The sequence below is a fragment of the Rothia similimucilaginosa genome (genome assembly GCF_029850875.1).
Lineage (GTDB): Bacteria > Actinomycetota > Actinomycetes > Actinomycetales > Micrococcaceae > Rothia.
Genome location: NZ_JAOVAM010000001.1, coordinates 19,732 through 31,225 on the forward strand (window position 1 = coordinate 19,732; position 11,494 = coordinate 31,225).

General features: G+C 57.4%; 11 protein-coding genes. 7 read left to right on the forward strand and 4 right to left on the reverse strand.

All coding sequences use genetic code 11. The features are described from left to right. Positions 1 to 18: 18 nt before the first annotated feature. The gene (locus tag QFX05_RS00090; protein WP_279739835.1) at positions 19 to 651 is read right to left on the reverse strand and encodes a biotin transporter BioY; all 633 of its coding nucleotides are present in this window, start codon (positions 649 to 651) and stop codon (positions 19 to 21) included. A 300-nt stretch (positions 652 to 951) separates the two neighbouring features. On the opposite strand from QFX05_RS00090, the gene QFX05_RS00095 reads away from it, so the two are divergent. Next, entirely contained in the window at positions 952 to 2,550 is a 1,599-nt protein-coding gene (locus QFX05_RS00095; RefSeq protein WP_279739836.1) for an ABC-F family ATP-binding cassette domain-containing protein, read from the forward strand. A gap of 735 nt (positions 2,551 to 3,285) precedes the next feature. Here the strand turns inward: QFX05_RS00095 and QFX05_RS00100 are convergent. Further along, the gene (locus QFX05_RS00100) at positions 3,286 to 4,014 is read right to left on the reverse strand and encodes a metal-dependent hydrolase (protein ID WP_279739838.1); all 729 of its coding nucleotides are present in this window, start codon (positions 4,012 to 4,014) and stop codon (positions 3,286 to 3,288) included. Positions 4,015 to 4,166: 152 nt separating this feature from the next. Beyond that, the gene (locus QFX05_RS00105) at positions 4,167 to 4,394 is read right to left on the reverse strand and encodes an acetone carboxylase (RefSeq protein ID WP_279739841.1); all 228 of its coding nucleotides are present in this window, start codon (positions 4,392 to 4,394) and stop codon (positions 4,167 to 4,169) included. Positions 4,395 to 4,681: 287 nt separating this feature from the next. Between QFX05_RS00105 and QFX05_RS00110 the strand changes: the two genes are divergently transcribed. The 6 genes from QFX05_RS00110 to QFX05_RS00135 all read left to right on the forward strand — a co-directional run bounded on the left by QFX05_RS00110 (position 4,682) and on the right by QFX05_RS00135 (position 10,069). Continuing rightward, positions 4,682 to 5,398 (forward strand): beta-ketoacyl-ACP reductase, encoded by a 717-nt coding sequence (locus tag QFX05_RS00110; RefSeq protein WP_279739843.1) that lies wholly within the window; start codon positions 4,682 to 4,684, stop codon positions 5,396 to 5,398. Between the two features lie 72 nt (positions 5,399 to 5,470). Beyond that, positions 5,471 to 6,214: an SDR family oxidoreductase gene (locus QFX05_RS00115; RefSeq protein WP_279739845.1), complete on the forward strand. Its 744-nt coding sequence runs from the start codon at positions 5,471 to 5,473 to the stop codon at positions 6,212 to 6,214. Between the two features lie 227 nt (positions 6,215 to 6,441). After that, positions 6,442 to 7,230 carry an ABC transporter ATP-binding protein gene (locus QFX05_RS00120; protein ID WP_279739847.1) on the forward strand — a complete coding sequence of 263 codons (789 nt, stop codon included), beginning with the start codon at positions 6,442 to 6,444 and terminating at the stop codon, positions 7,228 to 7,230. Then, the gene (locus QFX05_RS00125; RefSeq protein ID WP_279739850.1) at positions 7,227 to 8,105 is read left to right on the forward strand and encodes a TrmH family RNA methyltransferase; all 879 of its coding nucleotides are present in this window, start codon (positions 7,227 to 7,229) and stop codon (positions 8,103 to 8,105) included. The genes QFX05_RS00120 and QFX05_RS00125 overlap by 4 nt, the downstream gene beginning before the upstream one ends. 253 nt (positions 8,106 to 8,358) lie before the next feature. Continuing rightward, positions 8,359 to 8,613 (forward strand): type B 50S ribosomal protein L31, encoded by a 255-nt coding sequence (locus QFX05_RS00130; RefSeq protein ID WP_005506069.1) that lies wholly within the window; start codon positions 8,359 to 8,361, stop codon positions 8,611 to 8,613. Between the two features lie 325 nt (positions 8,614 to 8,938). Next, positions 8,939 to 10,069 carry an LCP family protein gene (locus QFX05_RS00135; protein ID WP_279739862.1) on the forward strand — a complete coding sequence of 377 codons (1,131 nt, stop codon included), beginning with the start codon at positions 8,939 to 8,941 and terminating at the stop codon, positions 10,067 to 10,069. 148 nt (positions 10,070 to 10,217) lie between these two features. Here the strand turns inward: QFX05_RS00135 and QFX05_RS00140 are convergent, their stop codons facing one another. Then, a complete protein-coding gene (locus tag QFX05_RS00140; RefSeq protein ID WP_279739865.1) occupies positions 10,218 to 11,453 on the reverse strand; it encodes a hypothetical protein in 1,236 nt (411 codons plus the stop codon). Positions 11,454 to 11,494: the final 41 nt, after the last annotated feature.

Here is an 11,494-nt window from a genome sequence, read left to right on the forward strand (position 1 = left end):
GCGGCATATTGTGTGCCTTTAACGCCGGGTAGAAGCCAGGGACGGGAAGGCGCGGCGTACCGACAAACCAACCAGAACCGCAATCGTGGACTTCACCAGATCCCAGGGAACGAATACCATTGCCGCGCTGAATGCGGCGTCAAAAGTCATGTGGGCGTTCACCATCATACCGGCGATACCGCAGGCGGTCAGAACCACAAAACCGCAGAAGTTCGCGATCAGAGCCATGAGGAAGGTCGCACCAACCGAACGGGTGTTGCGGGTGAACAGGTAGGCGAGGGTACCGGCAATAGCGGCGAAGGGCAGGAAGCCCAGTAGGTATCCTGCGCTCGGAGACGCAAGCGAACCCAAACCGGCGCCGCCCTTAGCGAAGATGGGCAGGCCAGCAAAACCAACCAGCAGGTACAGCGCTACGGAGGCGGTGGCACGCTTACCACCGAGGACCTGCGCGGTGATGTAAATGCCGAGGGTCTGGAAGGTGAAGGGAACCGCAACGCCACCCAAGCTGACGGCGGGCATGATGGCGAGCGCGGCGATGAAGCCCGCGAATACTGCGATGAGGGAGAGGTCGGTGGCGAGAGAGGTCTTTGCTGCTACGTTACTGCGCGGTACCTGGGTTGCCTGGGCTGATTCGCGTATGGAATCGGTCATTGGGGTAGTACTCCTTTGGTACATATTGCTCTGCAGATTTTTCTGCAGAGTTGAGAGTTGAGGGTAGCGGTGGTTGATTTGCTTGTTACAACCCAGTTTTTGAACAATGCTCTATGAATAGTGTTCGGTATGTATAGTACACCTCACACCACAAAAACAAAAGGTGCCCCACATGCGCACTCGGCACACCTGCACTAAAATTGATGAGGTGCTCCGCACGCTCGCCGCTTTTAGCCCGGTGAATCCCGCCTACAGAGCACTATCAATCCGCACACCAGACCGCCATCCGGAAAGGCACCCATGATTGCTGTACAGAACCTCGAATTGCGTGCAGGCGCGCGCCTGCTCATGGAAGAGGTTACCTTCCGCATCGATAGGGGCGACAAGATTGGCTTGGTGGGCCGTAACGGTGCCGGTAAGACCACTATGACTAAGGTGCTTGCCGGTCTGACCCTGCCCGCTGACGGTACGGTGACCCGCAGCGGCACTATCGGCTACCTTCCGCAGGACCCGAAGGTGGATGACATGAGCCAGCTGGCTCGTGATCGCATCCTCTCAGCGCGTGGCCTGGACGGTGTGGCACGCAAGATGCGTCAGGCGCAGGAAGACATGGCGAGCGAAGACCCGGCGCTGCGCGCTAAGGGTATGCGCCGCTACGACCGTCTTGAGGCTGAGTTCATTGCCGGTGGCGGCTATGCGGCGGAGTCGGAGGCGGCGGTCATCACCTCCAACCTGGACCTGCCGGAGCGTGTGCTCGCCCAGCCGCTGTCTACACTGTCGGGTGGTCAGCGTCGCCGCGTGGAGCTGGCGCGTATTCTCTTCTCCAACGCAGATACCATGCTGCTGGATGAGCCGACGAACCACCTGGATGCCGACTCTATTCTGTGGTTGCGTGACTTCTTGAAGAACTTCTCTGGTGGATTGCTGGTTATTAGCCACGATGTTGACCTGATGGAGCTGGTCGTCAATCGCGTCTTCTATCTGGACGCGAACCGCTGCGTAATTGACCAGTACAACATGGGCTGGAAGAACTACTTGCTTCAGCGTGAGCAGGATGAGCACCGCCGCAAGCGTGAGCGTGCGAATGCACAGAAGAAGGCGAATGCTCTGATGGAGCAGGCGAATAAGATGCGCGCCAAGGCGACGAAGGCTGTTGCTGCTCAGCAGATGATTAAGCGCGCCGAGAAGCTTCTGCGTGGCCTGGAGGAGGAGCGTCAGAGCGATAAGGTTGCGGCGATTCGCTTCCCGGATCCGGCGCCGTGTGGTAAAACCCCGCTCTCTGCGCAGGGCCTGTCGAAGTCCTACGGCTCTTTGGAGATTTTCACGGACGTTGATTTGGCGATTGACCGCGGTTCGCGCGTGGTGGTGCTGGGCCTGAACGGTGCCGGTAAGACCACTCTGTTGCGCATGCTGGCTGGCTCAACCCAGCCAGATACGGGTGAGGTTGTGTACGGTCACGGCGCGAAGCTGGGTTATTTCGCGCAGGAACACGAAATTCTTGATGGTGACCGCACTGTCTTTGAGAACATGAAGTCTGCCGCGCCGGATCTGGATGACACCCGCGTGCGTACGATTCTGGGTTCGTTCCTGTTCTCCGGTGATGACGTGGATAAGCCTGCTGGTGTGCTTTCCGGCGGCGAGAAGACCCGTCTGTCCCTGGCGACCCTGGTGGCATCGAGTGCGAACGTGCTACTGCTCGATGAACCGACTAACAACCTGGACCCCGCCTCACGTGAGGAGATTCTAAACGCGTTGAAGGCGTACCAGGGCGCCATTGTGATGGTTTCTCATGATGAGGGTGCAGTGGAGGCGCTGGATCCTGAGCGTGTGCTGCTTCTGCCGGATGCGGTGGAGGATTTATGGTCGAAGGAATACCAGGATTTGATTTCGCTAGCGTAAAGCACTATTTGCTGGCGTAAAAGCCTGGGGAGGCTCCGGTGCCGTGTAGCGCCGGGGCCTTTTTTGTGTGTATTAGGCGTTGTTTTATCGTTCGCGGCGTATTTTTTGTGTTCTGAAAATATGTTGTGGAGATATATTGTCGGTATTTTTCTCGTGAATAGCGCCGAAAAATATGACCTGACCCGTGGGTTTGTATTGTTTTCTGAGCGTATATGCTGTTATTGCGTTCCCATGCATGTGATTTGTGGGTTCTGGCATATGAAACTTGCAGCCTATTTGACGGGAAATAATGTTGCCTTGTGGGTTATTCTGAGGGAAAGAAAAGCTCCTGGGCGGTATTTCAGGGGGTCTGTGTGGGCTTTTTGAATTTTTCATGTGTCTCTACATACATTGTGGGAAAAATAGTAGAAACACAACATGTATGGGGCGTAGACTTGTAACTGTTCCCGCGGTTGCGAGGACGCAAATGCGAACATATAGGGCTCACTGTCGATGGTGAGCTAACGCGGGGGAGAAGAGATTCCCGCCCGCTCACGAAGGAGAATTGCCAATGCACAACACTGAGTTCGAGAAGTACCCCACCTCCGGTGAAGAGAACGTTGAGGTTGACGTCTTCTGGCCCATCCAGGACGCTTAATCTCTCACCCCGATAGGTCGGGATAAGGATTAGAAAAGCGCCCCGCCGCTTCCGTAGGGAAGTGACGGGGCGCTTTTCTGTCCTCATTGAGAATTTAGTTATGCGGCGTGAATACCCAGCCCAAACATTTGCAGGGGGTATTCGGTAAAGCCCATCATGGCTGCCGCGTACCAGGCGACGTACCCGGTCAGCGCTAGAACGAGCGCCTTCTCGCGTACGCTGCCAGCATCACCCAGGAGTGGCAGTGCTATGTAGCCGCTCTTTTTCCATAGGGGAGAAGCCACTAGGGGCTTGATAACGATGGGGTAGAGGGGCAGTAGGCCGCGGGTTGTCAGCAGGTCGCCCATCAGGTGAATGGTGGCGCCGACAGAAATAGCCCAGGGGAGCAGTGCCAGCGAATCGGTTGTATAGGCGGCGTACCCGAGGGCAACGGCACCGATCCATCCACCCGGTGCACCGAGCACGCGCAAGGCTAGACCGCCCGAGAATGCAGCAAGAAGTAGTGAAGCCCAGGGGATTCCGTTGTAGCTCAGGTTGGCGCTGAAATAGGCAATTGCCCAGAAGACTACCAGGCCCAAAATAGAGTGTGTTCCCTTGCGGTGTCCGCCACTGACTGCCCCGACAATGCGTGCCACACAGCGTGAAATGGGCGGAATGGAGTTGGCGATACTGCCGTTGTGGTGGTCAATATCCGGCAGCATGCCGGCACCGGCACAAGCCAGGGTGGTCACAATGAGAGTGGGGGTATCGGGAACCTGCACCACTCCCGTCTCGACGAGCACTAGCCAGCCAGCTGTGGCACTGACAGTGTGCGAATAGCCCATCATGGGGAGGAGCCTCCTTGGTGTGATTGCTCAGCGAGTGTGATTGCCTAGGTGCCGGGATGCTCCCCCGAACTCATTAGAACAAATATAGCATATATCGAAATTACTTTCGATAGGTAGGGTTATTACTCAAGCAGTGCTACCTTTCGATGACACTACCCTTCAAACGGAAGAGTCTGCTTCCAGAACTCACGCTCACGCAGGTAATTCTCCAGCCAGCCCACATGCTCGGAGCACGCCAACCAGACCTTGCGACGCTCGGGGGTGTGCACCTTCGGGTTGTTCCAGAGCAGCTGAAATTCTGCCGCCTGCTGGCAGCCCTTGCGAGAGCACTTGGCGTACTCGGGCTGTGCGTTCTGTGAAAGTGAACCGAGCAGATCCATGTTTTCTTATCCTTACTCTTGCGCTTCAACATGCGGTGGTATTCCGTGCCCACGCGATTCAGTGGAAAGGGAGGTGCGGGCTGTTCCGCTTCAGCCAGTGTACTCGCCCGATGAGGCATGTAAAAGAAGGGGAGTGGGTGTTCAACGTTCAAGAGTGGAGTGTAGCCTGCGGCACCTTTGTGCTAAAACGCGGTAAAATAAGGTTCGACTGTCCATCCGTCCACACCCCAACCGTGGAGCCGCTGCATCGGCTCTGATCGCGAGGGGTCGACTCATCAAGGAAGCTCATGAGCGAGAACACTCCCAAGACCGTGCTGGTCACCGGCGGCAACCGAGGCATCGGCTACGAAATTGCCAAGGAATTCCAGGCAGCAGGACACAACGTCTGCATCACCTACCGTAGCGGTGAAGCCCCCGAAGAATTTTTCGCCGTCAAGGCAGATGTACGCGATGCCGACAGCATTAACGAAGCATTCAAGGAAATCGAAGCAGAATTCGGCCCCGTGGAGGTGCTGGTTGCCAACGCAGGTATCACCCGCGACATGCTGCTGATGCGCATGAAGGAATCCGACTTTACCGATGTGGTCGACACCAACCTCACCGGTTCTTTCCGCGTGGTTCAGCGCGCCATCAAGGGCATGCTGAAGCTCAAGCGCGGCCGCATCATCCTGGTTTCCTCCGTGGTGGGTCTGTACGGTTCCCCTGGCCAGGTCAACTATTCCGCATCTAAGGCTGCACTGGTTGGTATGGCACGCTCCATCACCCGTGAGCTGGGCGGCCGTAACATCACCGCTAACGTGGTGGCACCGGGCTTCATTAACACCGCTATGACTGATGTTCTGCCCGAGGAAACTAAGAAGAACTACCTGGCGTCCATCCCGGCTGGTCGCTTCGCTGAGGCGGAAGAGGTCGCTCGCGTGATTCGCTGGCTCGTCTCCGATGAAGCTAGCTACATTTCTGGAGCTGTCATCCCCGTTGATGGCGGCCTGGGCATGGGGCACTAACCCCACCTGGTACGGACTACATGAAACGCCCGGGCGTGGGCGCACCCTTTCTAGACTTAAGGACATAAAACTATGGCACAGCTGACCGGCAAGACCATCATCATTACCGGTTCCTCCCGCGGCGTTGGCGCAGACACCGCACAGATTCTCGCCGCTGAGGGCGCGAATATTGTGGTGAACTACCGCTCTAAGGCACCGCGCGCGAACAAGGTCGTCAAGGCTATTGAAGAGGCTGCTGGCAAGGCAATCGCAGTGCAAGCTGACGTGACCAACAACGAGGACCTGCAGAATCTCGTTAACACTGCCGTGGAGACCTTCGGTTCCCTGGACTACCTGATCCTCAACGCGTCGGGTGGTATGGAATCCGGTATGGGCGAAGACTACGCAATGCGCCTGAACCGTGACGCACAGCTGAACCTGGCACGCCTGGCTGCAGAGAAGATGCCCGAAGGCGCACGCATCGTGTTCGTAACCAGCCACCAGGCGCACTTTATCCGCGAAGTTGAGACCATGGACGAGTACAAGCCCGTTGCAGAATCCAAGCGTGCCGGTGAAGATGCACTGATCGCCGAGATTCCCGCACTCTCTGAGAAGGGTATCTCCCTGGTCGTTGTGTCCGCTGACATGATTGAAGGCACCGTCACCGCAACCCTGCTGAACCGCCTGCACCCCGGCGCTATTGAACAGCGCCGCGAGACCGCAGGCAAGCTCTACACCGTCAACGAGTTCGCGCAGGAAATCGCGAAGATGGTCACCGCAGACGTTGAGACCGGCCACGTTGAGCTGGTTGGCGGCGCACGCGGCTTCATCGACTAATAAATTTAGCTGCTATAGATGCCGGTGCGGATGCGCCCGCCCCTCTGACAAGGTACATTTGATAAGGCGGCCGCCCCTTACGCATCGGCACCTATAGCCCCTAAGACTTTGCGCGAAGAACCCAATGTGGGGTGCCCGCGCACTATGCACCAACCGCTCCGATAACCCGGTATAGGTTGCGGGGTGGGGGGCGCATCCCATCCATCTAACTCACTGGAAGAAGAACCATGAGCACCGTACTCAACCTTCAGAATGTCTCCGTGATTCGCGGCGGCCGCCCCATCCTTAACAACGTTTCGTGGACTGTGAACGAAGGTGAACGCTGGGTCGTTCTGGGCCCCAACGGCGCCGGTAAGTCCACTCTGCTTTCGATTGCGGCAGCCCGCCTGCACCCGACCAGCGGCGAGGTTGAGATCCTTGACGAGACCCTCGGCGCTGTTGACGTGTTCGACCTGCGCCCGCGCATTGGTCTGTCCTCCGGTGCTTCAGCTACCCAGATTCCCGCCAACGAGAAGGTTTCCGACGTTGTCGTGACCGCAGCGTACGCTGTGTCCGGCCGTTGGAAGGAAGAATACGACGTCATGGACGACGATCGTGCCACCGAGTTGCTGGCTGAGTGGGGCGTCGATACCCTCGCTGACCGCACCTTCGGTTCCCTCTCCGACGGCGAGCGCAAGCGTGCACTGATTGCCCGCGCCCTCATGACTGACCCCGAAATGCTGCTGCTGGACGAGCCCGGTTCCGGCATGGACATCTCCGGTCGTGAGGACCTGGTTGAGCGTCTGACCGTGCTGGCTGCTGACCCCTACGCACCGGCTACCGTGCTCATCACCCATCACCTCGAGGAAATCCCGGCGGGCTTCACCCACGCCCTGCTGGTCCGTGACGGTGGCGTGGTCGCTGCCGGCCCGATCCTGTCCACCATTACCGAGGCGAACCTCGCAGCAACCTACGATATGGACCTGGCTCTGACCGTCACCTCCGCGGGTCGTTACTCCGCGTTTAAGCGCGCATGAGCCGTGCCCCGAAGCAGCTGAGCGCCGAACAGATCGCTGAGCGTGCCGAGCGTGTCTACGCCATCGAATCGGTCACGGCTCTGGCGCAGGCACCCGAGCAGGCGTTACGCCACTACACGCAGCTGACTGATGTGAAGCTCCGTAGCGCCATGGAGCCGCAGTGGGGTATTTACATTGCGGAGTCTTCGAAGGTGATTCGTCGTGCGCTCGCTGCAGGTCATCAGCCTGTTTCTTTCCTGATGAGTGAGAAGTGGGCTGATGATTTGGCGGATGTTTTGCGCGCCCATCCTGACACTCCCGCGTATGTGGGTAGTGAGGAGCAACTGGAGCAGGTGACCGGTTTTCATCTGCATCGTGGCGCGTTGGCGGCGATGGCTCGTCCGGCGCCGCAGCCTCTGGAGCAGTTGTTGCGAGGTGCCTCTCGCGTGGCGATTTTGGAAGACATTGTGGACCACACGAATGTGGGAGCTATTTTCCGTTCGGCTGCCGCGCTGAACGTGGATGCTGTGCTAGTGACTCCGCGATGCGCTGATCCGCTGTATCGCCGCTCGATTCGCGTGTCGATGGGTACTGTTTTTCAGGTGCCGTGGGCTCGCTTGGAGTCGTGGCCTGATAACTTGCAGACTTTGCACGAGCTGGGCTTTAAGAGCGCGGCGTTGGCTCTGAAGGAGGACTCGCTGACCCTGGAGGAGCTGTCTGCTCGCCGGGATGAGAAGCTTGCGCTGATTCTGGGCACGGAGGGGCACGGTCTGTCGTTCCGCACCTTGGCGGCGTGTGGCGATACAGTGATGATTCCGATGTCGCACGGTGTGGATTCTTTGAATGTTGCGGCGGCGAGCGCCGTGGCGTTCTGGGAGACCCGCCCGCGTTCATAGCCTGGGTTCTGATCTGATTAGTAACCCCCGTGAGTGCCTTCTTCGGGTGCCCTTGCGGTGTGTGGGTTGGTGCCTGTGAGGGAACGTACTGGGATTTAATCCGTGAAGATGGTACCCTTAATGGGTTGTGCGCGCCCTACGCGGGCACAATGGTGATGCGCTCTGAGATTTTCTCGATAGCTGCACATCGAAAAACCTACTCCATCTATATAAGGGCTACTGGCAAAATCCAGTAGCAGAAGAAGGTATATCAATGAAGGCAGAAATCCACCCGGACTACAACCTGGTTCTGTTCCGCGACCTCGCATCCGGCAAGGTCTTCCTGACCCGTTCCACCATGACCTCGGACAAGACTGAGAAGTGGGAAGACGGCAACGAGTACCCGATCGTCGAGGTTGAAATCTCGTCCGAGTCGCACCCGTTCTACACCGGTAAACAGCGCATCATGGACTCCGCAGGTCGCGTCGAGCGCTTCAACGCACGCTTCGGCAACTTCGGTAAGAAGTAAATCTTCTTTCCCAGCTTTGCTTTTTAGCGAGATTAATGCCCCGTTCTCCTTGGTTTTCAAGGAGGCGGGGCATTGCGCATTTTACGGTGCAATCTAAAATATTCGCCCAAACGGGAGGAAAGTTGTAATGTAAAACCTTTCGCTTACGGGTGCGTAGACCAGCTGACAGCGTTACAATGAGTAAGTATTTTGCGAGCTGTGCATTTTCTGTGCCCTCCAGCACCGCCCCATATCGGCGGGTATTCTCCGGCTCTCTGTATTCTAGAGACTTCGCTGGATGCGCTGCGCGTCTCGCGTATCACCATCTCAAACAAAGGACAACTTAATGAGCGACGCGCATTCTGAACCGTCGCAGAGGAAGAAATGGGTCAAGCGTGCCCTGCTGATCCTGCTGATTCTTCTGCTGGTTATTACCCTCGGTATTGGTTTCTTTATCTGGCGTGCTGGCCACACTTGGGATAGCAAGACCGAGAAGTTCGACTCCATCACTAAAGTGGACGAAGACCTCAGAAAAATTAGGGAGCAGCTTGGAGAGGCTAAGAAGCTCAACGTAACGGAGCTGAAGGCTCCGGGGGATACCAACTCAGATAATGCCAGCGAGCACGATAAGGACGGCGACGGCATCCTCGATAACGGCTACAACTACGGAGTTGTCAAGGGCCCGGGTAAGAATATTCTGCTACTCGGTAGTGATACTCGTTCCGGCTCTGAAGCAGCTCAGGTGAGCGGCTCCCGTGCAGATAGCATCATGCTCATGCACATTCCGGCTGATGGCAAGGGCGTGTACCTGGTCTCAATCATGCGTGATACCTGGGTGAACATCCCCGGTTACGGTGCGGCGAAGATTAACGCTGCACTCAACTACGGCGGTATTTCTCTGCAGGTGGCGACCGTTGAGAGCCTGGTTGGTATCAAGATTGATCACGTGGCTGAAATTGAGTTTGAGGGCTTCAAGGCTCTTGTGAACTCGGTCGGTGGTGTGGATGTCCAGGTACCGTTCGACTTCGACATCAATGCCTGGTCTTTCAAGCAGGGTGTGCAGCATATGGATGGTGGTGCGGCTCTTGCGTTCGTGCGTGCTCGCTACCAGTTCGCTGACGGTGACTACCAGCGTGTCCGTAACCAGCGTGCATTCCTGCGCGGCCTATACAACACGATGAAGGTTAAGGGTGCGCTGAGCAGTGTGGGCACTTTCCAGTCTTCCGTTGAGTCTATTTCTGGTTATATGCGTGTGGATTCCGGCCTGAACGCTGCGCAGATTGCCCAGATTGCGGCTCCGGTGCTGACCAGTGGTGACACTACGATGCGTATGACCACCCTGCCGAACGCAGGCCCGGGTTGGTCCTACGACGGTCAGTCAATCATTCTGGTTAACCAGGCTGCAAATGCCCACCTGGCAAGCGCACTGCGGAATGATACGATGGATCAGTTCTTGGCTACTTACGGTCAGGATTAAGATTTGACTCCTGCGCGGGAAAGCTTGTATAAGCTTCCACCCCCGCTGTGTTTAACCGTTCCTGGAGAAACTGTGTACGTGAAAGGGCGGCTACCTCACCATAATGGTGGGTAGCCGCCCTTTGTGCGTATGTTCTGAGGGGAGGAGCTTATGCCTTCGATTCAGGCTTTTCCTCTTGCTCAGTAGCCTCTTCGTTATCGTAGGCTTCGTAGTAGGGCTGACGACCAAAGTAGAATGCCACAGCCGCAACAGCGCCACCCATGATAGCGATGAGGATGCCGAGCATCGGGGTCCACAGCATCGAAATCAGGCCGGCGACCAGAACGGCGAGGCCTGCACCCTTGATCAGGTTCAGCAGGCGGTCACGCTCGTTCGGTTCGTAGTACTCCTCTTCTTCCAAGCTGTACTCGATTATCGGCTTCTCGGCGGCGGGCTCATAGTGGGTCGGCTCAGAGGCGGCGGAACCGCCGGTCAGGGAGCTCATGAAACCACGACGCTTCTTCGGTGCTTGCTGTGCGGAGGATTCCAGGTAGTGACGCTCACCTTCGGTGGGCACGAATGCGGCGGGTACCTCGTACTCTTCACCAGCGGGTAGCAGTGCCGGAACGTTATTGGGCAGAGTCTCGTACCACTCCTGTGGAATATCGGCGGGGCGTGCAGCCTGAACGGTCAGGGATAGTTCCAGGGTGTTACCGCGAATAGTACCCCAGGCGCTGGTAAGGCGGTCATTCTCAAATGCGTAACGGATGACGGGCGTCAGCTGCTCGGACATCTGGGTGCTCAGGCGGCCCACGAGCTTGCGGTCGTGGCGCACCTCAACGCTGTCGACGAAGCGCCCGTCGGAGGTTTTGAGCTGATTTGCTTCCAGGGTCAGGATTACGCGGCCTTCACCGCTGGGCGGCAGGATACTGTGCAGGTATTCGGAGTGCTCCTTCTCATCGAGCACCTTCATTGACGGGCCCTGGGGCAGCAGGGTTGCGCGGGTCGGCGCGTCGTTGAGGGGGAAGAGAGAGCCGGGTGCGGACAGGGAGAGCACGCCGGTGCTCTTCACGTGCATGCCGCCGCCTTCAGCGCGTACGGCAACAGCGGAGAGCTGCAGGTGCGCGATGGGTTCGTAGCCAGAGGCGACCACGCGGGTAATGGAATCCCAGTACGCGGCGGAGTCCTCCACACTCATACGGCCTACCTTGAATTCGTCAATGTAGACGGCGATGCTATTGGGCTCGTAGGGGTTATCCGATTCGGGAACAAGGCGCGCTTCACCGTACCAGATCCGTTCACGGTCGATGTGCAGTTCCTCAAAAATTTGGAGGGTTTCTGCTTCATAGTAATCATCGGTGACGACGTCAACGCTACCGCGGTCACCGAGTGCGTAATCGACCACTGAAAACTCCTTCTGATATATCTAAGCGAGCGGATACCTAG